Origin of the sequence: Aeromonas sp. XH, assembly GCF_033348475.1 — a bacterium.
Taxonomy (GTDB): domain Bacteria; phylum Pseudomonadota; class Gammaproteobacteria; order Enterobacterales; family Aeromonadaceae; genus Aeromonas; species Aeromonas sanarellii.
The window spans coordinates 277626-302500 of sequence record NZ_CP137630.1 but is presented as its reverse complement, the minus strand read 5'-3'; the positions used below and the strand labels follow the sequence as shown (position 1 = coordinate 302500).

22 protein-coding genes and 3 tRNA genes are annotated in these 24875 nt (G+C 57.9%); 1 reads left to right on the top strand and 24 read right to left on the bottom strand.

The genetic code is table 11. From position 1 onward, the window contains the following. Window positions 1-116: 116 nt before the first annotated feature. The 22 genes from gmhB to R2B70_RS01255 all read right to left on the bottom strand — a co-directional run bounded on the left by gmhB (window position 117) and on the right by R2B70_RS01255 (window position 21529). Entirely contained in the window at window positions 117-659 is a 543-nt protein-coding gene (gmhB, locus tag R2B70_RS01360; RefSeq protein WP_318162453.1) for a D-glycero-beta-D-manno-heptose 1,7-bisphosphate 7-phosphatase, read from the bottom strand. Between the two features lie 112 nt (window positions 660-771). Beyond that, window positions 772-1956: an elongation factor Tu gene (gene tuf, locus R2B70_RS01355; protein WP_209795068.1), complete on the bottom strand. Its 1185-nt coding sequence runs from the start codon at window positions 1954-1956 to the stop codon at window positions 772-774. A 54-nt stretch (window positions 1957-2010) separates the two neighbouring features. Continuing rightward, on the bottom strand, window positions 2011-4116 hold the full coding sequence (gene fusA, locus R2B70_RS01350) for an elongation factor G (RefSeq protein ID WP_042074448.1): 2106 nt from the start codon (window positions 4114-4116) through the stop codon (window positions 2011-2013). A 75-nt stretch (window positions 4117-4191) separates the two neighbouring features. Beyond that, complete coding sequence (rpsG, locus tag R2B70_RS01345) at window positions 4192-4662, bottom strand: 30S ribosomal protein S7 (protein ID WP_010675949.1); 471 nt, start codon at window positions 4660-4662, stop codon at window positions 4192-4194. 93 nt (window positions 4663-4755) lie between these two features. Then, complete coding sequence (gene rpsL / locus R2B70_RS01340; protein WP_026456685.1) at window positions 4756-5130, bottom strand: 30S ribosomal protein S12; 375 nt, start codon at window positions 5128-5130, stop codon at window positions 4756-4758. 182 nt (window positions 5131-5312) lie between these two features. Then, window positions 5313-5591 carry a sulfurtransferase complex subunit TusB gene (tusB, locus tag R2B70_RS01335; RefSeq protein ID WP_219143006.1) on the bottom strand — a complete coding sequence of 93 codons (279 nt, stop codon included), beginning with the start codon at window positions 5589-5591 and terminating at the stop codon, window positions 5313-5315. Between the two features lie 7 nt (window positions 5592-5598). Then, window positions 5599-5955 carry a sulfurtransferase complex subunit TusC gene (tusC, locus tag R2B70_RS01330; RefSeq protein WP_219143007.1) on the bottom strand — a complete coding sequence of 119 codons (357 nt, stop codon included), beginning with the start codon at window positions 5953-5955 and terminating at the stop codon, window positions 5599-5601. A gap of 8 nt (window positions 5956-5963) precedes the next feature. After that, window positions 5964-6356, bottom strand: coding sequence for a sulfurtransferase complex subunit TusD (gene tusD, locus R2B70_RS01325; RefSeq protein ID WP_318162452.1), 393 nt, complete (start codon window positions 6354-6356; stop codon window positions 5964-5966). 86 nt (window positions 6357-6442) lie between these two features. Beyond that, window positions 6443-6823, bottom strand: a complete 381-nt coding sequence (locus R2B70_RS01320; RefSeq protein ID WP_042074462.1) for a RidA family protein — start codon at window positions 6821-6823, stop codon at window positions 6443-6445. Window positions 6824-6849: 26 nt separating this feature from the next. After that, complete coding sequence (locus R2B70_RS01315) at window positions 6850-7566, bottom strand: transcriptional regulator (RefSeq protein WP_042074464.1); 717 nt, start codon at window positions 7564-7566, stop codon at window positions 6850-6852. A 196-nt stretch (window positions 7567-7762) separates the two neighbouring features. After that, on the bottom strand, window positions 7763-12067 hold the full coding sequence (gene rpoC, locus R2B70_RS01310; RefSeq protein ID WP_042074468.1) for a DNA-directed RNA polymerase subunit beta': 4305 nt from the start codon (window positions 12065-12067) through the stop codon (window positions 7763-7765). A 91-nt stretch (window positions 12068-12158) separates the two neighbouring features. After that, the gene (gene rpoB, locus R2B70_RS01305) at window positions 12159-16187 is read right to left on the bottom strand and encodes a DNA-directed RNA polymerase subunit beta (RefSeq protein WP_042074470.1); all 4029 of its coding nucleotides are present in this window, start codon (window positions 16185-16187) and stop codon (window positions 12159-12161) included. Between the two features lie 222 nt (window positions 16188-16409). After that, a complete protein-coding gene (gene rplL, locus R2B70_RS01300) occupies window positions 16410-16775 on the bottom strand; it encodes a 50S ribosomal protein L7/L12 (protein ID WP_010675957.1) in 366 nt (121 codons plus the stop codon). Between the two features lie 51 nt (window positions 16776-16826). Continuing rightward, window positions 16827-17327, bottom strand: a complete 501-nt coding sequence (gene rplJ, locus R2B70_RS01295) for a 50S ribosomal protein L10 (RefSeq protein WP_005339895.1) — start codon at window positions 17325-17327, stop codon at window positions 16827-16829. Between the two features lie 256 nt (window positions 17328-17583). Beyond that, window positions 17584-18285 (bottom strand): 50S ribosomal protein L1, encoded by a 702-nt coding sequence (gene rplA, locus R2B70_RS01290; RefSeq protein WP_010675958.1) that lies wholly within the window; start codon window positions 18283-18285, stop codon window positions 17584-17586. Window positions 18286-18289: 4 nt separating this feature from the next. Further along, the gene (rplK, locus tag R2B70_RS01285; RefSeq protein WP_005306313.1) at window positions 18290-18718 is read right to left on the bottom strand and encodes a 50S ribosomal protein L11; all 429 of its coding nucleotides are present in this window, start codon (window positions 18716-18718) and stop codon (window positions 18290-18292) included. 134 nt (window positions 18719-18852) lie between these two features. Next, window positions 18853-19380: a transcription termination/antitermination protein NusG gene (gene nusG, locus R2B70_RS01280; protein ID WP_197055467.1), complete on the bottom strand. Its 528-nt coding sequence runs from the start codon at window positions 19378-19380 to the stop codon at window positions 18853-18855. Between the two features lie 33 nt (window positions 19381-19413). Beyond that, window positions 19414-19785 carry a preprotein translocase subunit SecE gene (secE, locus tag R2B70_RS01275; RefSeq protein ID WP_010675960.1) on the bottom strand — a complete coding sequence of 124 codons (372 nt, stop codon included), beginning with the start codon at window positions 19783-19785 and terminating at the stop codon, window positions 19414-19416. 60 nt (window positions 19786-19845) lie between these two features. Further along, window positions 19846-19922, bottom strand: a tRNA-Trp gene (locus R2B70_RS01270). Window positions 19923-19974: 52 nt separating this feature from the next. Further along, complete coding sequence (gene tuf, locus R2B70_RS01265; protein ID WP_209795068.1) at window positions 19975-21159, bottom strand: elongation factor Tu; 1185 nt, start codon at window positions 21157-21159, stop codon at window positions 19975-19977. A gap of 172 nt (window positions 21160-21331) precedes the next feature. Continuing rightward, window positions 21332-21406: transfer RNA gene (locus R2B70_RS01260), tRNA-Gly, on the bottom strand. Between the two features lie 38 nt (window positions 21407-21444). Next, window positions 21445-21529, bottom strand: a tRNA-Tyr gene (locus R2B70_RS01255). 263 nt (window positions 21530-21792) lie between these two features. Between R2B70_RS01255 and coaA the strand changes: the two genes are divergently transcribed. Then, entirely contained in the window at window positions 21793-22731 is a 939-nt protein-coding gene (gene coaA, locus R2B70_RS01250) for a type I pantothenate kinase (protein WP_216991500.1), read from the top strand. A gap of 59 nt (window positions 22732-22790) precedes the next feature. Here coaA and birA read toward each other — a convergent pair whose 3' ends face one another. Both birA and murB read right to left on the bottom strand, forming a co-directional pair. After that, window positions 22791-23756, bottom strand: a complete 966-nt coding sequence (gene birA, locus R2B70_RS01245) for a bifunctional biotin--[acetyl-CoA-carboxylase] ligase/biotin operon repressor BirA (protein ID WP_318162451.1) — start codon at window positions 23754-23756, stop codon at window positions 22791-22793. Then, entirely contained in the window at window positions 23753-24790 is a 1038-nt protein-coding gene (gene murB, locus R2B70_RS01240) for a UDP-N-acetylmuramate dehydrogenase (protein WP_318162450.1), read from the bottom strand. Before murB ends, birA begins: the two co-directional genes overlap by 4 nt. Between the last annotated feature and the right edge of the window lie 85 nt (window positions 24791-24875).

The following is a 24875-nucleotide window of genomic DNA, read 5'->3' as shown; positions in this document are numbered from 1 at the left end:
GATGGAGGCGCATTATAGGGAGCGGATTTGTTCTGGCAAGGGGATAATTACAAAAAGATGGTTTTCATCGTTCAACCGCTCACAAAGCCACCAAAAAGCATCTTAATCCAGCGAAATCAGCCTGCGGTGGGGGTCGCCACGGCAAAATCATGCAGGTTGTCATAGATGGCATCGGCCAACGCGATCCCCGCATCCGTTACCGGCTTGCCGGTGCGCACCATCACCTTGTGACCTACCTTGGCATTGATGGCCGCTTTCAGGTCGGACGGCTTGTCACCCACCATATAGGAGCGGCTCATATCGATATCGAGCTCCTGCTGGGCAAGCAGCAGCATGCCGGGTTCGGGTTTGCGGCAGTCGCAAGGCGCACCGTGGTCAGTATGATGTGGACAGAAATAGATACCATCGAGATCCACGTCCCGATCGGCCAGGGACCAATCCATCCATTCGGTCAGGTTCATGAAATCATCTTCAGTGAAGTAGCCTCGGGCAATGCCGGACTGATTGGTGACCACGACCAGCAGGTAGCCCTTCTTCTTCAGCAATTGCATGGCTTCGATCGCCCCGGGCAGAAAGTGGAAGTCATCAACCTGGCTGACATAACCCGTGTCTTCGTTGATGACACCGTCACGATCCAGAAAAATGGCGGGTTTACTCACAGCAGCTACCTCTATCAATAATTTCGCAAAGTATCTCACAGGCCATTTAAAGCCCCAAAAGTAAAAGGGGTGGCCGAAGCCACCCCTTTCATGTGCGTATATAAAGTATCGATTAAGCGATAACTTTAGCTACAACACCAGCACCTACGGTACGGCCACCTTCACGGATGGCGAAACGCAGGCCGTCGTCCATCGCGATCGGCGCAATCAGGGTAACAACCATCTTGATGTTGTCGCCCGGCATCACCATCTCTACGCCTTCCGGCAGTTCGATGGTACCGGTCACGTCGGTAGTACGGAAGTAGAACTGCGGACGGTAGCCCTTGAAGAACGGGGTATGACGACCACCTTCTTCTTTGGACAGTACGTACACTTCGGATTCGAACTTGGTGTGCGGCTTGATGGTGCCCGGCTTGGCCAGTACCTGACCACGCTCCACGTCTTCACGCTTCACGCCACGCAGCAGCGCGCCAACGTTCTCACCAGCACGGCCTTCGTCCAGCAGCTTGCGGAACATTTCAACACCGGTACAGGTGGTCTTGGTGGTATCTTTGATACCCACGATTTCCACTTCTTCGCCAACCTTGACGATACCGCGCTCTACACGACCGGTTACTACGGTACCACGGCCTGCGATGGAGAACACGTCTTCGATCGGCATCAGGAACGGCTGGTCAATCGCACGCTCCGGCTCCGGGATGTAGGTATCCAGGTGGTTTGCCAGTTCCAGGATCTTCTCTTCCCACTGAGCGTCGCCTTCCAGCGCTTTCAGTGCGGAACCACGTACGACCGGCAGGTCATCACCCGGGAAGTCGTACTCGGACAGCAGTTCGCGAACTTCCATCTCGACCAGTTCCAGCAGCTCTTCGTCATCGACCATGTCGCACTTGTTCATGAACACGATGATGTACGGAACGCCTACCTGACGACCCAGCAGGATGTGCTCACGAGTCTGCGGCATCGGGCCGTCAGTCGCTGCTACTACCAGGATCGCGCCGTCCATCTGGGCAGCACCGGTGATCATGTTTTTAACGTAGTCGGCGTGACCCGGGCAATCTACGTGGGCGTAGTGGCGGGTAGCGGTGTCGTATTCTACGTGGGAGGTGTTGATGGTGATACCACGCTCACGCTCTTCCGGTGCCTTGTCGATCTGGTCGAAGGCGAAAGCTTTACCACCGAAGTGCTTGGCCAGCACGTTGGTGATGGCAGCGGTCAGGGTGGTTTTACCGTGGTCAACGTGGCCGATGGTGCCGACGTTTACGTGCGGTTTATTACGCTCAAATTTTTCTTTAGACACGACGTAGTCCTTCTAGGTTAAACCCGCCTACCGTCGTAGGCGGGGAATCTTAAATTACTTGGATTTGCGCTCTTCGATCACGGCCTGGGCGACGTTGGTCGGGGCATCGTGATACTTGGCGAATTCCATGGCGTAGGAAGCGCGACCCTGGGTAGCAGAACGCAGGGAAGTGGCGTAACCGAACATCTCGGCCAGCGGCACCAGAGCACGTACGATTTTGCCGGACGGGCCATCTTCCATGCCTTCGATCAGGCCGCGACGACGGTTCAGGTCACCGATCACGTCGCCCATGTAGTCTTCCGGAGTCTCGACTTCGACCTTCATGATCGGCTCGAGCAGAACCGGGTTGGCCTTCATGAAGCCAGCCTTGAACGCCAGGGAAGCAGCGATCTTGAACGCCAGTTCGGAAGAGTCGACATCGTGGTAGGAACCGAAGTGCAGACGCACGCCCAGATCCATTACCGGATAACCTGCCAGCGGGCCGGACTTCAGCTGCTCGCGGATACCCTTGTCGACGCCCGGAATGAATTCGCCCGGGATCACGCCACCCTTGATGTCGTTGACGAATTCGTAGGCTTTGCCTTCTTCCAGCGGGTACATGTCGATAACGACGTGACCGTACTGACCACGACCACCGGACTGCTTGGCATGCTTGCCTTCGATGTCCTTGACGGTGGTGCGGATGGTTTCACGGTAGGCAACCTGCGGCTTACCTACGTTCGCTTCTACCTTGAACTCGCGACGCATACGGTCAACGATGATGTCCAGGTGCAGCTCACCCATACCGGCGATGATGGTTTGGCCAGATTCTTCGTCGGTCCATACACGGAAGGACGGATCTTCCTGAGCCAGACGGCCCAGAGCCAGACCCATCTTCTCCTGGTCAGCCTTGGATTTCGGCTCAACGGCAATGGAGATTACCGGCTCCGGGAATTCCATACGCTCCAGGATGATCGGGGCGTTTTCGTCACACAGGGTGTCACCGGTGGTGACGTCCTTCAGACCGATGGCTGCGGCGATGTCGCCCGCACGAACTTCTTTGATCTCTTCACGCTTGTTGGCGTGCATCTGAACGATACGGCCAAAACGCTCGCGCTTCTCTTTGACGGAGTTCAGCACGGAGTCACCGGAGTTAACCACACCGGAGTAAACGCGGAAGAAGGTCAGGTTGCCCACGAACGGGTCGGTAGCAATCTTGAACGCCAGAGCGGAGAACGGCTCGTCATCGGAAGCGTGACGCTCGTCCTTGGTCTCGCCGTCCAGCTTCAGACCGTCGATAGCAGCAACGTCAGTCGGCGCCGGCAGGTACTCGACCACGGCATCCAGCATGGCCTGTACGCCCTTGTTCTTGAACGCGGAGCCACAGGTAACCAGGATGATTTCGTTGTTCAGAACGCGCTGACGAAGAGCCTTCTTGATCTCTTCCTCGGTCAGTTCTTCACCACCCAGGTATTTTTCCATCAGGTCTTCAGACGCTTCGGCAGCGGCTTCAACCAGGTTCATGCGCATTTCTTGCGCTTGTTCCAGCAGCTCGGCCGGCACGTCTTCGTAGTCGAAGGAAACGCCCTGGTCGGCTTCGCTCCAGTTGATGGCCTTCATCTTGACCAGGTCGATAACACCCTTGAAGTTCTCTTCTGAACCGATGTTCAGTTGCAGCGGAACCGGGTTGCCTTTCAGACGGGTCTTGATGTGCTCAACGCAGCGCAGGAAGTTGGCACCGGTACGGTCCATCTTGTTGACGAACGCGATACGGGGAACCTTGTACTTGTTAGCCTGACGCCATACGGTTTCAGACTGGGGCTGTACGCCACCTACGGCACAGTACACCATCACGGCGCCATCCAGAACACGCATGGAGCGCTCTACTTCGATAGTAAAGTCAACGTGGCCCGGGGTATCGATGATGTTGATACGGTGCGGTTGGAACTGTTTACCCATACCGGACCAGAAAGCGGTGGTCGCGGCGGAGGTGATGGTGATACCACGCTCTTGTTCCTGTTCCATCCAGTCCATGGTGGCGGCGCCATCGTGAACTTCACCGATCTTGTGACTTACGCCGGTGTAAAACAGGACGCGCTCGGTAGTAGTAGTCTTACCGGCGTCGATGTGAGCGGAGATACCGATGTTACGATAACGCTCAATGGGGGTTGTACGAGCCATTGTCATCCTCTTACTAGGGCACTTGTCCCCAGATAATTAAAGGTGCGCAGAGCCAGAAGACCCTGCGCAAGCGGATTACCAGCGGAAGTGAGCGAAGGCCTTGTTCGCTTCAGCCATACGGTGAACGTCTTCACGTTTCTTGACAGACGAACCCTTATTATCAGCGGCATCCAGCAGCTCGCCAGCCAAACGCTGAGCCATTGATTTTTCACCACGTTTACGAGCGGCATCAACCAACCAGCGCATCGCCAGGGCGTTGCGACGTACCGGACGAACTTCTACCGGCACCTGATAGGTTGCACCACCGACGCGACGAGATTTAACCTCGACCGCCGGACGAATGTTGTCCAGAGCGACTTCGAACAGGGCCAGGTGCTCTTTGCCAGATTTGGTGGCAATGATGTCCAGGGCGCCATATACGATGGCTTCTGCAACAGATTTCTTACCGTCAACCATTACTACGTTGACAAATTTAGCCAGCAGCTCAGATCCGAACTTGGGATCCGGCAGGATTTTACGCTGACCAACAACACGACGTCTTGGCATTTCAAATTCTCCGTAACTTCAGGGGTTACCCAAAACTAGAAAGTTATCTAACTAGAAACGAATTAACGTTTGGCCTTACTTAACGGAGAACCATTAAGCTTTCGGACGCTTCACGCCGTACTTGGAGCGAGCCTGCTTACGGTCTTTAACACCGGCACAGTCCAACGCACCACGAACGGTGTGATAACGAACACCTGGCAAGTCCTTTACACGACCGCCACGGATCAGAACAACGGAGTGTTCCTGCAGGTTGTGACCTTCACCACCGATATAGGAGGTGACTTCGAAGCCGTTGGTCAGACGTACACGGCATACTTTACGCAGTGCAGAGTTAGGCTTCTTCGGGGTGGTGGTGTATACACGGGTGCATACGCCACGCTTCTGAGGGCACGCTTCCAACGCCGGCACGTTGCTTTTCACAACGAGCTTGGTGCGTGGCTTGCGAACCAACTGGTTAATAGTTGCCATCAAAAGGCTCCTGATAATGACTTCATAAACGTGTGAAAAATCCTCCCCGCAGATACGGGGACGCGAAATTTTATGCCCTGTTGTCTGGGGAGTCAAGATTTATACAATTTGTGCACCGAAATGGCAAATGACAGTCCGTTACCATTATGCTAAGCACCTGAGTTATATCGTGAAAACACAAACTAGCTGGCCCAGGTCTGCGGCGATCCATGTTCGGCGATCAGGCTGATCAAACCGGGCATGTCGAGTTCCATCCCGATCCCGGATGACAATCCCCTCGCCTGCAAGTCTTCCACCATGACATAGAGCGGGATGCCAGCCAGCCGTTCACGCCACGACGGCGCCACCGTGGCCACCACGGCGTCCTGCATCAGCACCAGCAGATCCTCTTCCCGACGATAGCGCAGCACCTGTTCGAGATCCTGGGTCAGGAAGGGAGAGTTCAATACCATCTGTATCATGGGCACCTCAGAAGCAGATGTGGGTGGTGAAATCGTCCCAGGAACGGCGGATCTCAGCGGGGGACAACAGGGTCACGGGGATCAGCAGATCCGACACCGTCAGCCCGCGCTCGGCCAGCGACACCGCGCAGACGTAGACCTCATCGATATCATACAGTTCCAGCATCTTGAAGGTCGGGGCATAGTGACGCTGCAGTGTCGCCTGGGGCGACTGCTCCTTCACCAGCTGCAATACGCCGTCTCCCATCAGGAAGAGGGCCAGAGACTCCGTCAGGGCCGAGGTCGCCAGCAGGGCATCCAGCCCCTCCCGACCGCTCGCCGTACCGTGGGGACCACGGCGACAGATAAAAGCTATCTTGGTCATGTCACCCCCTAGAACTGGACGAAGCGATCGGCAGTCAGGCTGGCCTCGGCCAACTGGCCCAGGCCGCTCAGGCGAAACGGCGCCTGCAGATTGAACTGGGATTTGCCTGCACTCCTCGCCTCCGTCTCGTCGATCACCCCACGTCGCATCGCCGCAGCCACGCACACATCGATGGCGATGCCTTGTGCCAGCGCCAATTCACGCCACAGCGCAACCAGATCGGTCTCATCGCTGGCCGGGGCATGCAGACCGTTGCCGTTGTGAACCCCATCCTGATAGAAGAACAGATGGGACAAGCGGTGCCCCTGCTGGACCAGGCTCAGGGCGAAGCGATAGGCGGTGCTGGCCGTCTGGGTACCATAGGCGGGCCCGGTGACCAGCAGCGCAAAATTCAGACTCATGTCCGGACTCCTGCAAGGGTATGCAACCATTCTACCTCAAAGACGAAAAAGCCCCTCCTGGGAGGGGCTTCTGCCAATACAGAGGCTCAAAGATGAGCAATGGCTTCCACTTCGACCAGGACGTCCTTGGGCAGGCGCGCCACTTCCACGCAGGAGCGTGCCGGAGCGGACTCCCCGAAGTAGCGGGCATACACCTGGTTGAAGGCCACGAAGTTGTTCATGTCGCTCAGGAAGCAGGTGGTCTTCAGCACCTTGCTGGTATCCGCCCCTGCAGCCTTCAATACTGCAACCAGATTCTTCATCACCTGTTCGGCCTGAGCTTCGATGCCACCGGCGACTATGTCCATGGTGGCAGGATCGAGCGGGATCTGCCCTGAGGTGAACACCAGCTCACCCAGCTTGGTCGCCTGAACATAAGGGCCAATTGCGGCTGGCGCCTTGTCGGTTGCAATCACTTCTTTAGCCATTGTTATCTATCCCCTATCTATGGCGCTTACTCGCTCTCTTCTTCACCCTGCTTGCGCTGTCGGATGTAGAGATACACGGTATGTTTGGAAATATTCAGCTTGTCGGCGACCAGATTGATCGAGTCCTTGATATCAAATATGCCCTTCTCGAACAACTGGGTCACGATAAAACGGTTCTTCGCGTTGTTGGCCACGGAGGGATCGCGGTTGATCTCGTCGATGGTGTTGTCCACCGTCTGGGCGACCAGCTCCTCGACGCTGTTGGCGAAGGTCTCCGGCGATTGGCGCTCCACCTGCTGCGGGGTCGGGAAGAACTCGGCCACGAACTCGTGGAAGGGCGCATTGATGTGCAGGTTGATGCAGATAAGACCGATCACCTGCTTGTCGCGGTTGCGGATGGCGATGGTGCTCGATTTCATCAGGGCACCGGTCCGGCTGCGGGCAAAATAACTCTGGGTGTGATCCTGGCCCGTGCTCTCGATGTCCTTGAGCATGCGCAGGGCGAGATCGGTGATCGGCGCCCCTAGAGTACGACCCGTATTGAAACCATTCGCGATTTGGATCACGGACTCATGCAGATTTTCCAGGGAGTGGAGCACCACCTCGCAGTGCTTGCCGAACAGATCGGCCAGGCCATCGATGAGGCCCCCATATGAACGCAACAATTCCCTGTCTTCGTCTGTAAAAGCGCGACCGCTCAGTTGCTCTTCGGGAAGCAATACTTCCTCGATACCGACAGCCATGTTCTACCCCTGTAATACCCATTCAACTTTCCCGAGTTTTCAATTGCGAGGGGTCAATGTCAACTTTTTTTGATTTTTTGCTCTATAACCTTGCACTGGATCATCCCCTGCCCCAGCCCGGTGCAGGCTGGCGGCCGGGGGCTGAACGAAAAAAGGGCCCCTAGAAGGGGCCCTTTTCGATCACTGCAGCGGAAGATTACTCTTCGTCAAAGCTGCCGGCTGCGTTGAGCAGATCCGCCAGATTTTGCTGAGCCTCATCGGCAGTCACCTGCGGTACACCGACAGCACGGGCTGCGGCGGCACGCTGGTTGATCCGGCTGTGGTGGTAGGCAAAGCCGGTACCCGCCGGGATCAGACGACCCACGATCACGTTCTCTTTCAGGCCACGCAGTTCGTCGCGCTTGCCGCCAACGGCTGCTTCGGTCAGAACCCGGGTGGTTTCCTGGAAGGAAGCCGCGGAGATGAAGGACTCGGTGCTCAGAGATGCCTTGGTAATACCCATCAGGATGTGACGGTAGGTAGCCGGGGTCTTGCCTTCGGCAACCAGTTTACGGTTGGCAATCTTCACACGGGCCACTTCAACCTGCTCGCCTTCGATCAGGTCGGTGTCGCCGGCGCTCAGGATCTCGCACTTGCGCAGCATCTGACGCACGATGACTTCGATGTGCTTGTCGTTGATCTTAACGCCCTGCAGACGGTAAACGTCCTGCACTTCGTTGGCGATGTAGTTGGCGACCGGGCTGATACCGCGCAGACGCAGGATGTCGTGAGCAGACTCAGGACCGTCCGCCAGGACTTCACCCTTCTCAACTTTTTCACCTTCGAACACGTTGAGGTGACGCCACTTCGGAATCATCTCTTCGTAGATCTCGCCACCGTCGGTCGGGGTGATGACCAGGCGGCGCTTGCCCTTGGTCTCTTTCCCGAAGGAGATGGTGCCGGAGATTTCGGCCAGAATGGCCGGCTCTTTCGGCTGACGTGCTTCGAACAGATCCGCAACGCGCGGCAGACCACCGGTGATGTCCTTAGTACCACTGGACTCTTGCGGGATACGCGCAACCGCGTCACCCACGCCCACGTTGGCGCCATCTTCCAGGTTCACGATCGCCTTGCCCGGCAGGAAGTACTGGGCGGGAACGTCCGTGCCCGGGATCATCACATCCTTGCCGTTCAGGTCGACCAGTTTCACGGTCGGACGCATCTCTTTACCGGCGCTCGGACGCTCGTTGACGTCCAGCACGACGATGGAGGAGAGACCGGTCAGCTCGTCGGTCTGACGAGTGATGGTCACGCCATCGATCATGTGTTCGAAGTGCAGACGACCTGCCACTTCGGTGATGATCGGGTGGGTGTGCGGGTCCCAGTTCGCGACGGTATCACCGGCGCTCACGGCCTGGCCATCCTTCACTTCCAGGACGGAACCGTAAGGCAGCTTGTGGCTTTCCTTGGTACGGCCCATCTCGTCCATGATGGTCAGCTCGGTAGAACGGGAGGTGATAACCAGCTTGTCAGAGTTGTTCAGAACGAACTTGGCGTTCTGCAGCTTGATGCTACCGGTGTTCTTCACCTGGATGCTGCTCTCGGCAGCCGCTCGGGATGCGGCACCACCGATGTGGAAGGTACGCATCGTCAGCTGGGTACCCGGCTCACCGATGGACTGGGCGGCGATAACACCGACAGCCTCACCCTTGTTAACCAGGTGACCACGGGCCAGATCACGGCCATAGCAGTGAGCACAGTTACCGAAGTCGGTCTCACAGGTGATGGCAGAACGTACCTTCACGCGGTCGACGGAGTTGCGCTCCAGCAGGTCACACAGCTGCTCGTCGAGCAGGGTGTTACGCGCTACCAGCACTTCATCCTCGGTACCCGGCTTGATGACGTCCTCGGCCACCACACGACCCAGCACGCGCTCACGCAGCGGCTCGACCACGTCGCCCCCCTCGATCAGCGGAGTCATCCACAGACCGTCGGTAGTGCCGCAATCGTCCTCGGTGATCACCATGTCCTGGGCCACGTCAACCAGACGACGGGTCAGGTAACCGGAGTTCGCGGTCTTCAGTGCGGTATCCGCCAGACCCTTACGAGCACCGTGAGTGGAGATGAAGTACTGCAGTACGTTCAGACCTTCACGGAAGTTCGCCACGATCGGCGTTTCGATGATGGAGCCATCCGGCTTCGCCATCAGGCCACGCATACCGGCCAGCTGACGGATCTGGGCGGCGGAACCCCGCGCACCGGAGTCGGCCATCATGAAGATGCTGTTGAAGGAGGCCTGTTCTTCCTCATCGCCCAGGGAGTTGACGTTACGCTCCTTGGAAAGGTTGTCCATCATGGCCTTGGAGACGCGATCGTTCGCGCTGGCCCAGATATCGATAACCTTGTTGTAGCGTTCACCCGCGGTCACCAGACCGGACAGGAACTGGTCCTGGATCTCGGCGACTTCGGCTTCAGCGGCGGCGATGATGTCCTTCTTGGCATCCGGGATGACCATGTCATCGATACCAACGGACGCACCGGACAGGGCCGCGTAGTGGAAACCGGTATACATCAGCTGGTCAGCGAAGATGACGGTGTCCTTCAGGCCCTGCTTGCGATAGCAGGTGTTCAGCAGACGAGAGATGAGCTTCTTGCCCAGCGCCTTGTTGGAGACGCACTTGATCCAGTTCTGCGGGTTGGCGTCCAGATCGGCCTGCTCTGCAGCAGTCAGCACCTTGGGCTCGTCGATCAGCGCGTATTCCATGCCTTTGGGCAGGATCAGGCTCAGGATCGCACGACCAACGGTGGTGTTCTTCATCTCGGTCTTGGCAACCAGTTCACCGGCTTCGTTCTTCACGTACTCGGTGATGCGGCACTTGACGCGAGCATGCAGGTCGGCCAGACCGGCACGGTAGACCTTCTCGGCCTCTTTCGGACCGGACAGCACCATGCCTTCACCCTTGGCGTTGATGCGGGCACGGGTCATGTAGTACAGACCCAAGACCACGTCCTGGGAAGGAACGATGATCGGCTCACCGGAGGCGGGCGATAAGATGTTGTTGGTGGACATCATCAGGGCGCGCGCTTCCAGCTGGGCTTCCAGGGTCAGCGGTACGTGGACCGCCATCTGGTCACCGTCGAAGTCCGCGTTATAGGCGGCACAGACGAGCGGGTGCAGCTGGATGGCCTTGCCTTCGATCAGGGTCGGTTCAAACGCCTGGATACCCAGACGGTGCAGGGTCGGTGCACGGTTCAGCAGGACCGGGTGTTCGCGGATCACTTCGTCCAGGATGTCCCAAACGACGGCTTCTTCGCGCTCCACCATCTTCTTGGCGGCCTTGATGGTGGTCGCCAGACCGCGGGATTCCAGCTTGCCATAGATGAAGGGCTTGAACAGCTCCAGCGCCATCTTCTTCGGCAGACCGCACTGATGCAGACGCAGGGTCGGACCTACGGTGATAACGGAACGACCGGAGTAGTCGACACGTTTACCCAGCAGGTTCTGACGGAAACGACCTTGCTTACCCTTGATCATGTCGGCAAGGGATTTCAGCGGGCGCTTGTTGGAGCCGGTGATGGCACGACCACGACGGCCGTTGTCCAGCAGGGCATCCACGGACTCTTGCAGCATGCGCTTTTCGTTGCGCACGATGATGTCCGGAGCCGCCAGGTCCAGCAGACGCTTCAGACGGTTGTTACGGTTGATCACGCGACGGTACAGATCGTTCAGATCGGAGGTCGCGAAACGACCGCCGTCCAGCGGTACCAGCGGACGCAGGTCCGGCGGCAGCACGGGCAGCACTGTCATGATCATCCACTCCGGCTTGTTGCCGGATTGCAGGAAGGCTTCCATCAGCTTCAGACGCTTGGTGGTCTTCTTGCGCTTGGTCTCGGAGTTGGTCTGATCCAGCTCCTCACGCATGGCCTTGACTTCGCCTTCCAGATCGATGGCGCGCAGCAGGGCCAGAATGGCCTCGGCACCCATCTTGGCATCGAATTCGTCGCCCCACTCTTCCAGTGCGTCCAGATAGTTCTCTTCGGACAGCATCTGGCTGCGCTCGAGGTTGGTCATGCCGGGTTCGATCACCACATAGGATTCGAAATACAGCACGCGCTCGATGTCACGCAGGGTCATGTCCAGCAGCAGACCGATACGGGACGGCAGGGACTTCAGGAACCAGATGTGGGCAGTCGGGCTGGCCAGCTCGATGTGGCCCATGCGCTCACGACGGACCTTGGTCTGGGTCACTTCTACGCCGCACTTCTCACAGATCACACCACGGTGTTTCAGGCGCTTGTACTTGCCGCACAGACACTCGTAGTCCTTCACCGGTCCGAAGATACGGGCGCAGAACAGACCATCACGCTCCGGCTTGAAAGTCCGGTAGTTGATGGTCTCAGGCTTTTTGACCTCACCGAATGACCAGGAGCGGATCATGTCAGGAGAGGCCAGACCGATCTTGATACTGTCAAACTCTTCGGTCTTGGTCTGAGCCTTCAAAAACTTGAGTAAGTCTTTCACGTGTTTCCCCTGTCAGGAGTCTAACCTCGGCGCCCCTGCTGCCGAAACAGCGGGGCGCCCACGTCAATTCTCGAACAATAAGAGCGAGCTCTTACTCTTCGTCCAGCTCGATGTTGATACCCAGAGAGCGGATTTCCTTCAGCAATACGTTGAAGGATTCGGGCATGCCCGGCTCCATACGGTGGTCGCCATCCACGATGTTCTTGTACATCTTGGTACGGCCGTTCACATCGTCAGACTTGACGGTCAGCATTTCCTGCAGGGTATATGCCGCACCGTAAGCCTCCAGGGCCCACACTTCCATCTCACCGAACCGCTGACCACCGAACTGCGCCTTACCACCCAGCGGCTGCTGGGTAACCAGGCTGTAGGAACCGGTAGAACGCGCGTGCATCTTGTCGTCTACCAAGTGGTTCAGCTTCAGCATGTACATGTAACCCACGGTGACCTTGCGCTCGAAGGCGTTGCCGGTACGACCGTCGTACAGGGAGATCTGACCGGATTCCGGCAGATCGGCCAGCTTCAGCAAGGCCTTGATTTCGCGCTCTTTGGCACCATCAAAGACAGGCGTAGCCACCGGCAGACCCTTACGCAGGTTACCCACCAGGGTACGCACGTCGTCGTCAGACAGCTCGGCGATGTTCACTTGCTGGGAGTCCTTCTCGCCCAGGTCATAGACCTGTTGCAGGAACTCGCGCATCTCGTGCAGCTCGCGCTGATCCTTGATCATGCGGTCGATCTTCTCGCCGATGCCCTTGGCCGCGAGGCCCAGATGCACTTCGAGGATCTGACCGATGTTCATACGGGACGGTACGCCCAGCGGGTTCAGTACGATGTCGACCGGACGGCCGTACTCGTCATGGGGCATGTCCTCGACCGGGCAGATCTTGGAGATAACACCCTTGTTACCGTGACGGCCCGCCATCTTGTCACCCGGCTGGATGCGACGCTTGACGGCCAGATAGACCTTGACGATCTTCAGCACGCCCGGCGCCAGGTCATCGCCCTGGATGATCTTGCGACGCTTGTTCTCGAATTTCTTGTCGAACTCGGCCTTCAGCTCGACGTGCTGTTCGGCGATCTGCTCCAGCTCGATTTGCTTGGCTTCATCTTCGATGGCCAGTTCAAACCACTTGGAACGATCCAGCTTGTTCAGACGATCTTCGCTGTAACCGGCGGCCAGCAGCAGGTTGCGGGAACGGCCGAAAATGCCGTCTTCCAGGATCTTGAACTCTTCGGTCAAGTCCTTCTTCGCTTCCTTCAGCTGCATCTCTTCGATTTCTTTGGCGCGCTTGTCTTTTTCCACGCCATCGCGGGTAAAGACCTGCACGTCAACCACGGTACCGTACACACCGTTCGGTACGCGCAGGGAGGAGTCCTTCACGTCGGACGCCTTCTCGCCAAAGATGGCGCGCAGCAGCTTCTCTTCCGGGGTCAGCTGGGTTTCGCCCTTCGGGGTCACCTTGCCGACCAGGATGTCGCCGCCCTTCACTTCCGCACCCACGTAGACGATACCGGACTCGTCCAGCTTGGACAGCGCGGCTTCACCCACGTTCGGGATGTCGGCAGTGATCTCTTCCGGACCCAGCTTGGTGTCGCGGGAGATACAGGCCAGTTCCTGGATGTGGATGGTAGTCAGGCGATCTTCCTGAACCACGCGTTCGTTCACCAGGATCGAGTCTTCGAAGTTGTAACCGTTCCACGGCATGAACGCGACGCGCAGGTTCTGGCCCAGCGCCAGTTCACCCAGGTCGGTGGACGGGCCGTCAGCCAGCACGTCGCCCGCCATCACCGGCTCGCCCAACATCACGCACGGACGCTGGTTGATACAGGTATTCTGGTTGGAACGGGTGTACTTGGTCAGGTTGTAGATGTCGATGCCGGCTTCGCCAGGCAGCAGCTCATCTTCGTTGACCTTGATAACGATACGGGAGGCATCGACGTAGTCGATCATGCCACCACGCTTGGCCACCACGGTTACACCGGAGTCGACGGCCACGGCGCGTTCCATACCGGTACCTACCAGCGGCTTGTCGGCGCGCAGGGTCGGTACGGCCTGACGTTGCATGTTCGAACCCATCAGGGCTCGGTTAGCATCATCGTGCTCCAGGAAGGGGATCAGGGCCGCTGCCACAGAGACGATCTGTTGCGGGCTCACGTCCATATACTGGATCTGGTCAGCGTTCATAAAGGTGGATTCACCCTTGTGACGGCACGGGATCAGCTCATCTTTCAGACGGCCATCTTCGGTGGTCGCGGCGTTGGCCTGGGCGATCACGTACTTGCCTTCTTCGATCGCGGACAGGTAGTCCACTTCGTCGGTGATCACACCGTCGATCACCTTGCGGTACGGGGTCTCGAGGAAACCGTACTCGTTGGTGCGGGAATACACGGACAGCGAGTTGATCAGACCAATGTTCGGACCTTCCGGCGTTTCGATGGGGCACAGACGGCCGTAGTGGGTTGGGTGTACGTCTCGAACTTCGAAGCCGGCACGCTCACGGGTCAGACCGCCCGGGCCCAGCGCGGAGATACGGCGCTTGTGGGTCACTTCGGACAGCGGGTTGTTCTGATCCATGAACTGGGACAGCTGGCTGGAACCGAAGAACTCTTTGACCGCGGCGGAGATCGGCTTGGCGTTGATCAGATCCTGCGGCATCAGGGTGTCCAGATCGCCCAGAGACAGGCGTTCCTTCACCGCACGCTCGACACGGACCAGACCGACGCGGAACTGGTTCTCGGCCATTTCGCCGACGGAACGGATGCGACGGTTACCCAGGTGGTCGATATCGTCCACTTCGTCGTTGCCGTTACGGATGTCGATCAGGCGCTTCATGACCTCGACGATGTCGTCCTTGGTCAGCACGCCGACGCCGGTCTCGTCTTCACGACCCAGACGGCGGTTGAACTTCATCCGACCCACGGTAGACAGGTCGTAACGCTCGGAAGAGAAGAACAGGTTCTCGAACAGCTGTTCGGCCGCTTCGCGAGTGGGCGGCTCGCCCGGACGCATCATGCGATAGATCTCGACCAGGGCTTCCAGGCGGCTGGAGCTGGAGTCGATACGCAGGGTCTCGGACATGTAGGCACCGTGGTCCAGTTCGTTGGTGAACAGAACCTCGAAGTGCTTGAAGCCGGCTTGGGACAGGTTGGCAACCGCTTCCAGGCTCAGGGCCTGGTTGGCGGTGACGACCATCTCACCAGTCTGCGGATGCGCATAGTTCTTGGCTGCAACCTTGCCAACAACATACTCGACCGGCACCTCGATCTGGGTGATGCCGTCTTTTTCCAGCTGGCGGATGTGACGCGCGGTGACACGACGACCGGTCTCGACCACCACGGCACCATTTGCAATGATGTCGAAGGTCGCGGTTTCGCCACGCAGGCGCTCGGGTACCAGATCCATCATCAACTTGCCATCCTTGACCTCGAAACCGATAGTCTCGAAGAAGGTGGCCAGGATTTCTTCGGAGCTGAAGTCCAGGGCGCGCAGAATAATGGAGGCCGGCAGTTTGCGACGACGGTCGATACGGACAAACAGGTTGTCTTTCGCATCGAACTCGAAGTCCAGCCAGGAGCCACGGTAGGGGATAACGCGGGCGTTATACAGTACCTTACCGGATGAATGTGTTTTGCCTTTATCGTGGTCGAAGAAGACGCCCGGGCTGCGGTGCAGCTGGGAGACGATAACCCGCTCGGTACCATTGATCACAAAGGTGCCGTTTTCGGTCATGAGCGGAATTTCGCCCATGTATACTTCTTGTTCCTTGATATCTTTGACGGTGCCGGCAGCTGCTTCACGGTCGTACAGAACCATACGAAGCTTGACACGCAGCGGCGCGGAGTAGGTCACTCCACGGATCTGGCATTCTTTTACGTCAAATACCGGCTCACCCAGGCGATAGCTGACATACTGAAGCTCAGCACTACCGGAGTAACTGGTGATCGGGAAAACGCTACGGAAAGCGGCCTCTAGGCCATATTCACCTTCCGGGTCGGCCTCGATGAACTGCTTGAAGGAGTCCAGCTGAATGGACAACAGATAAGGCGTGTCCAGTACCTGGTCTCGCTTACCGAAGTCCTTACGAATGCGTTTTTTTTCGGTATAAGAGTAAACCATAGGGTTCCTCAGCTCGCTGATAAGTGACCCACTCTGTCCCGCGGGACAGCTCTGTCTCAACACCGTTTTGTGTTGGCCCGGACGATGAAGCGGTCCGGATTGCTGGTGCACCGAGAGTCGTAAACGGTGTGAAATGCTCTCAGTCTACAGCGCAAAAAGGCTGGTGAACAAACATTCACCAGCCCTAGCCTGTTTTATCAGGCTAATCTACATAAATGCAGATTATTTGATCTCAACAGAAGCACCGGCAGCTTCCAGCTCTTTCTTCAGAGCTTCAGCTTCGTCCTTGGACACGGCTTCTTTCAGATTGGTCGGAGCAGCTTCTACCAGGTCCTTGGCTTCTTTCAGGCCCAGACCGGTAGCGCCACGAACGGCCTTGATGACGGCAACTTTGTTGGCGCCAGCAGCAGTCAGAACTACGTCGAACTCGGTCTTCTCTTCTACTGCTTCAGCAGCAGCCGGGCCGGCCATGACGGCAGCAGCGGCAGAAACACCGAACTTCTCTTCCATAGCTTCGATCAGCTCAACAACTTCCATTACGGACATGGAAGCAACGGCTTCGATGATTTGGTCTTTAGTGATAGACATGACAAAAATTCCTGATGTTGAATAAACTCAAACAGCCTAGATAGGCGAGAATCAAGCAGCAGCTTGTTTCTGGTCGCGAACAGCAGCGATAGTACGAACCAGCTTGCCAGCAGAGGCTTCCTTCATGGTAGCCATCAACTTCGCAATTGCTTCTTCGTAGGTCGGCAGCGTGGCCAGACGATCAATTTGTGCTGCGGCGATAAACTCACCGTTAAAAGCGCCAGCCTTGATTTCGAACTTTTGGTTCGCTTTGGCAAACTCTTTGAACAGACGAGCGGCAGCGCCCGGGTGTTCGTTGGAGAAAGCAATCAAGGTAGGACCGGTAAATGCGTCGTTGAGGCACTCGTATTCGGTACCTTCTACCGCGCGACGCAGCAGGGTGTTACGCACAACGCGCATGTACACACCAGCTTCACGAGCGGTCTTACGCAGGACGGTCATCTTGTCTACAGTGACGCCGCGAGAATCGGCTACAACTGCAGAAAGAGCGCCTTTGGCAGCTTCGTTGACTTCAGCAACAATTGCCTTTTTGTCTTCGAGTCCCAATGCCATTGGCTTAACTCCTGGATTGAATCCGGGTCTGTTGACCCAGTACTGACACATCCCCCCTACCTTTACAACAGAGGGGAACGATGCGGTAGCAGGATTCCAGAAGAGAAAGAATCTTTCTCGCTGGGTTTCCGGCACCGTCTACGCAGGAAAAATTAAGGCCCTGCGGCCTCCTGCGGTCTTGGACGGAGGTCGAAACCCCCAACCAATCAAGGCGCAAAATTATAGATTAAATTTTGCGCCTTGTAAAACCCATCAATTAGGCCTGCGCTTCCAGGGAAGCTTGGTCTACGGCAACACCGGCACCCATGGTGGTGGAGATGCTGACTTTCTTGATGAATACACCCTTGGCGGAGGACGGCTTGGCCTTCTTCAAGGCAACCAGCAGCGCTTCCAAGTTTTCTTTCAGCTGAACTTCGTTGAAAGAGACCTTGCCCAGAGTGGTGTGAATGATACCGTTCTTGTCGTTACGGTAACGAACCTGACCAGCCTTGGCGTTCTTGACGGCTTCGGCTACGTTCGGAGTCACGGTACCAACCTTCGGGTTCGGCATCAGGCCGCGCGGGCCCAGGATTTGACCCAGTTGACCAACAACGCGCATGGCATCCGGGGATGCGATCACGACGTCGAAGTTCATCTCGCCTTTCTTGACCAGCTCGGCCAGGTCGTCCATACCAACCAGTTCAGCACCGGCAGCCTTGGCGGCTTCGGCGTTGGCACCCTGGGTGAACACGGCGACACGGATGTCACGACCGGTACCGTGCGGCAGTACAGTTGCACCACGTACGTTCTGGTCGGATTTACGAGCATCGATACCCAGGTTAACGGCAACGTCAACGCTTTCAACGAACTTGGCAGTGGCCAGTTCTTTCAGCAGGGCAATGGCTTCGTTGATGGAGTACTCTTTGGTACCGTCAACTTTTTCGCGAATAACGCGCATACGCTTGGACAGTTTAGCCATTGTCTTACTCCTCCACTACCAGGCCCATGGAACGAGCGGAACCGGCGATGCAACGTACTTTTGCATCCAGATCGGCACCAGTCATATCCGGCTCTTTGGTCTTGGCGATTTCTTGCAGCTGAGCCACAGTCACCTTACCAACCTTGTCTTTGTTCGGCTTGGCGGAACCAGACTGGATACCAGCGGCTTTCTTCAGCAGGAAGGAAGCGGGCGGAGTCTTGGTTTCGAAGGTGAAGGAACGGTCGCTGTAAACGGTGATCACGACCGGAGTCGGAGAACCTTTTTCCAGCTTTTCTGTACGGGCGTTGAATGCCTTACAGAATTCCATGATGTTTACACCGTGCTGACCCAGAGCAGGACCAACGGGAGGGCTGGGGTTAGCACTGCCAGCCTTAACTTGCAGCTTGATATAAGCTGTGACTTTCTTAGCCATTACAAAAATACCTCAAAAATGGGTTCTAACGCCTCGGAGACATGCTCCTGCAAACGGCTCCCCAACAAATAAAGGGGCAGCGAATTATAGAGATAATCGCTGCCCCTGACAACCGTTAAACGTACAGAGATTAATCAGCCTTTCTCGACCTGACCAAAATCCAGTTCTACCGGCGTTGAGCGGCCGAAGATCAGTACGGAGACCTTCACGCGGCTCTTTTCGTAGTCCACCTCTTCAACAGTACCGTTGAAGTCGGCGAACGGACCATCGGCAACCCGCACCATTTCACCCGGTTCAAACAGGGTTTTCGGACGCGGCTTGTCGTGGGCATCTTGCAGACGATTGAGGATGGCATCCGCTTCTTTATCGGAGATAGGAGCGGGACGATCGGAAGTGCCACCGATGAAGCCCATGACGCGCGGTACATTGCGTACCAGGTGCCATGTGGTCTCATCCATCACCATCTGAACCAGGACGTAGCCCGGGAAAAATTTGCGCTCACTCTTGCGCTTCTGGCCAGCGCGCATCTCGACCACTTCTTCGGTCGGGACCAGCACTTCGCCAAACAGCTCTTCCATGCCATGCATCTTGATATGTTCACGCAGGGATTTGGCAACCCGGCCTTCATAGCCGGAAAACGCCTGCACCACATACCATCTCATACGCTGTTCACGTTGTTCAGTCATGGCTTATCCTTACACACCGGTAATCAGGTTGACCAACCAGACCAAGGCACCGTCCAAGACGAACAGCAACAGCCCCATCACGGCGGTCACCGCCAGCACAATCAGGGTTGTCTGAATGGCTTCCTGACGGGTTGGCCATACGACCTTGCGGACTTCCAGGCGAGACTCACGAGCAAAAGCCAGTGTTGCCTTGCCCTTGGTGGTTTGCAGGGCCACTGCACCGGCAGCGGCGATGACAACGACCACACCCAGGGCGCGGACGGCAGCAATAACGTCGCTCAGCAGGTAATTGCCCACTACAGCGGCCGCCAGGATGATGAAAACCAGGCCCCAAAGCAGGGTATCCTTGCTTCCGCCCTGACCCTCAGAACTAACACTCATACAACCCACCTGTATCTGACGTAACCAAAGACACAAAAGCCCCGTACGAGACGAGGTATATGGCAGGGGCGGCAGGACTCGAACCCGCAACCATCGGTTTTGGAGACCGCTGTTCTACCAATTCGAACTACGCCCCTGCATAAGAAAGCCCCTATTATAGGGGCTTTGCTTTATTTATGTAAGCCAAGATTACGCGATAACTTTGGCTACAACACCAGCACCTACGGTACGGCCACCTTCACGGATGGCGAAACGCAGGCCGTCGTCCATCGCGATCGGCGCAATCAGGGTAACAACCATCTTGATGTTGTCGCCCGGCATGACCATCTCTACGCCTTCCGGCAGTTCGATGGTACCGGTCACGTCGGTAGTACGGAAGTAGAACTGCGGACGGTAGCCCTTGAAGAACGGGGTATGACGACCACCTTCTTCCTTGGACAGCACGTACACTTCGGATTCGAACTTGGTGTGCGGCTTGATGGTGCCCGGCTTGGCCAGTACCTGACCACGCTCCACGTCTTCACGCTTCACGCCACGCAGCAGCGCGCCAACGTTCTCACCAGCACGGCCTTCGTCCAGCAGCTTGCGGAACATTTCAACACCGGTACAGGTGGTCTTGGTGGTATCTTTGATACCCACGATTTCCACTTCTTCGCCAACCTTGACGATACCGCGCTCTACACGACCGGTTACTACGGTACCACGGCCTGCGATGGAGAAGACGTCTTCGATCGGCATCAGGAACGGCTGGTCAATCGCACGCTCCGGCTCCGGGATGTAGGTATCCAGGTGGTTTGCCAGTTCCAGGATCTTCTCTTCCCACTGGGCGTCGCCTTCCAGCGCTTTCAGTGCGGAACCACGTACGACCGGCAGGTCATCACCCGGGAAGTCGTACTCGGACAGCAGTTCGCGAACTTCCATCTCGACCAGTTCCAGCAGCTCTTCGTCATCGACCATGTCGCACTTGTTCATGAACACGATGATGTACGGAACGCCTACCTGACGACCCAGCAGGATGTGCTCACGAGTCTGCGGCATCGGGCCGTCAGTCGCTGCTACTACCAGGATCGCGCCGTCCATCTGGGCAGCACCGGTGATCATGTTTTTAACGTAGTCGGCGTGACCCGGGCAATCTACGTGGGCGTAGTGACGGGTAGCGGTGTCGTATTCTACGTGGGAGGTGTTGATGGTGATACCACGCTCACGCTCTTCCGGTGCCTTGTCGATCTGGTCGAAGGCGAAAGCTTTACCACCGAAGTGCTTGGCCAGCACGTTGGTGATGGCAGCGGTCAGGGTGGTTTTACCGTGGTCAACGTGGCCGATGGTACCCACGTTAACGTGCGGTTTATTACGCTCAAATTTTTCTTTAGACATGATCGTCCCTCTAAACTAACGCTGAGTACGCGGTGGCAAGCTAACCACAGAACAGTTTATATGATGGATTTGAATCACGGGGAGCAGAGAGGCTGGTGCTGACAGGCTGGTTCGATTGCCGAACTCACCCTAGGGTGTGGCTTTCAGAATTACCTGAGCCATATCAGCATCTTGGAGCGGGCAGCGGGAATCGAACCCGCATCATCAGCTTGGAAGGCTGAGGTAATAGCCATTATACGATGCCCGCATTTCTCTAACCCAAAGAACTCAAACCGCAGAGAAATATGGTGGAGGGAGAAGGATTCGAACCTTCGAAGGCAGAGCCGTCAGATTTACAGTCTGATCCCTTTGGCCGCTCGGGAACCCCTCCGGTTGCATAAATGCCACAACGGTAATTCTGCTTGCACCCGTTGTTTTTGTCGCTTTTGCTGGGCAAATAGACGACAGACATCCAAGCGTCGCGCATTTTATGGTAAGGATTTTGGGGATGCAACCATTGCGCCTTGCAAAATGTGCATTATTGCCGGGATCTAGGCAAAAAAGCGCTCCTTCTCCGTCCCAACCGGACGCGTCCCTTGTCGCTCCCGACCCCTTGGTGTATGGTCGCCCTGCCCAAGAAACAGTGATGACACCATGACAACAGAGCATAACCCCTATTTGCAATTCACCCGCGAACAATGGGCGTTATTGCGCGATGCGGTCCCCCTGACCCTGACCGAGCACGATCTGCAGACCCTGCGCGGCATCAACGAGAAGGTGTCATTGCGGGAGGTGGAAGAGATCTACCTGCCCCTCTCCCGCCTGCTCAATCTCTACGTCAAGGCCAAGCAGCGGCGCAGCCGGGTGCTGGAGCAGTTTCTCGGCCAGTCCCGCGGTAAGGGCACCTATATCATCAGCATCGCCGGCAGCGTGGCGGGGGGCAAGAGCACCACGGCCCGCATCCTGCAGGCACTGCTGGAACGCTGGCCTGAGCACCCCAGGGTGGAGCTGGTCACCACGGATGGCTTCCTGTTTCCCAACAAGGAGCTGGAAGCCCGCGGCCTGATGCGCCGCAAGGGGTTCCCCGAGTCCTATGACATCCGCCATCTGGTGGAATTTGTCGCCAATATCCGCGCCGGCCACGAGAAGGTCGAGGCCCCCGTCTACTCCCACCTCGTCTACGACATCCTGCCCGACGAGAAGAAGGTGGTGGAGCAACCGGACATCCTAATCCTGGAAGGGCTCAACGTGCTGCAAAGCGGCATGGACTATCCCCAGGACCCCCATCGCGTCTTCGTGTCCGACTTCGTCGACTTCTCCATCTATGTGGACGCCGACGCCGAGCTGCTGCGCACCTGGTACATAGACCGCTTCCTCAAGTTCCGCAGCGGCGCCTTCTCGGATCCCGACTCCTATTTCCACCACTATGCCAGGCTGGCGGAGAGCGAGGCCACCGAGATCGCCAACAACATCTGGCAGGATATCAACTACCTGAATCTGCAAGAGAACATCCTGCCGACCCGGGAGCGGGCGAACCTGATCCTGACCAAGGGCAGGGAGCACGCTATCGAGCAGATCAAGCTGCGCAAATAATGACAGCGACGAAGAGGGGGCCCATGGGCCCCCTCTTCTCATTCATGCCGGATGGAGTCTCAGTCCCCCCGGCGCAGGGAGATCTCCCCACCCAGGTAGAACTTGATCCCCTCCTCCGTCTCCAGCCGCAGGGCCCCGCGATCGTCGATGCCCCTGGCGATCCCGCGGATCACCTGCTCCCCCATCAACAGTTTCACCGGATGGCCGGCGAAGTGATCGAGCCGGTTCCAGCTCTCGACGAAGCTCGCCAGCCCGGTCTGCTCGAAGGTCTGCATGGCCTGCTGCAGGTGCAACAGCACGCAGGCGGCCAGCTGGTTGCGGTCCACCAGTTCGGGCTGGATGTGGCGCAGCTCGGACCAGGCCTGATCGATCTTCTCCCCCTCCCGGCTCGGCATCGCAAGATTGAGGCCGACCCCGATCACCAGATTGCAGCTGGCGCCGGCACTGCCGCTCATCTCCACCAGAATGCCCGCCAGCTTGCGGCCCTGATAGTAGAGATCGTTCGGCCACTTGAGCTCAACCCCTGGATAACCGAGCGACTCCAGCGCCTCCACCACGGCCACCCCCACCGCCAGGCTGAGCCCCATGGCGGCCGCCATGCCCTGCTCCAGCCGCCAGTACATGCTGAGGATCAGCTGGCAGCCGAAGGGGGAGACCCAGGGCTTGCCGCGGCGCCCCCGGCCGGCGGTCTGGCACTCGGCCAGACAGCTCTCGCCTGAGCTCAGCTGGTTGACCCGCTCCAGCAGGTACTGGTTGGTGGAGTCGATCACCGGGAAGCAGTGCACCGGTGCCATGGGCGCCAGCGCCCGCAGCTGCGCCTCGTCATAGAGCGCCATGGGCACCGCGAGCCGGTAGCCTTTGCCGGTCAGGCTGAATAAGTCCAGCCCCAGCTCCTTGAGCGCAGCCATGTGCTTGCTCACCGCCGCCCGGCTGATGCCGAGCCGCTCGCCGAGCTGCTCGCCCGAGTGGAACTGGCCGTCGCTGAGCAGGGTGATCAGCGTCTGCCGGATGGGGGTCAGGATCATGCCAGTACCTCATCGAGCCGGGTCTCGCCGCTGCGGCCCATGAAGCGCACCTCGTGCTCCAGCACCACCCCGAACTTCTGCTCCACGCTGTCCCGCACATGGGCCGCCAGGGCGATCAGCTCCATGGCGCTGGCGCCCCCCTGGTTGACCAGCACCAACGCCTGCTCCTGATGGACGGCGGCACGGCCGATGGCGAACCCCTTGAGGCCGCACTGATCGATCAGCCAGCCCGCCGCCAGCTTCACCTGACCGTCGCCGGCCGGGTAGCTGGGCATCTGCGGGTATTGCTGTCTCAGGGTCTCAGCCAATGCGGCAGGCACCACCGGGTTCTTGAAGAAGCTGCCCGCATTGCCGAGCACGGCGGGATCCGGCAGCTTGGCCATGCGAGTGGCGCAGACGGTGTCGAAGATGGCTTGTGCACTCGGCGCCTCCCCCAAGGCGGCAAGGGGGCCGTACCCCGCCACCGGTCGCCAGGCCTTGGGCAGACGCAGGCCGACTGCGGTGATGAAGTGGGAGTCCTGACAGGCGTGCTTGAAGATGCTGTCACGGTAACCGAACTGGCAATCGGCGGCGTCGATGCGCTCCACCTCGCCGCTGTGCCAGTTGAATGCCTCCACATAGGCGCAGACACTGGCCAGCTCGACCCCGTAGGCACCGATGTTCTGCACTGGGGCGGCACCGACGGTGCCGGGAATGAGCGCCAGGTTCTCCAGGCCGTACCAGCCCTGCTGCAGGGCATGGCACACCAGCTTGTGCCAGTTCTCGCCGGCCGCCACGTGCAGCAGCCAGTGATCCCCCTCGTCGTGCAGCGCAATCCCCTTCAGGCCGTTGTGCACCACCAGACCGGCGAAGTCATCGCAGAACAGGATGTTGCTGCCGCCGCCCAGCACCAGGCGCGGCAAGACGCTCAGCTCGGGGTGAACCCGCAACTGTGCGAGGTCATCCAGCTGGGTCACGTCTGCCAGCCAGAGACAGTGCGCATCCAGCGCCAGGGTATTGAGGGTCGACAGGGAGGCTTGGGGGGTGAGTTTCATCTGCGTGTTCCGACAAGGACAGGGGGGCAGTTTACCCCAGATCTTCCGGGACAAAAAACCCGGACACTTTTCGGACTCACATCGC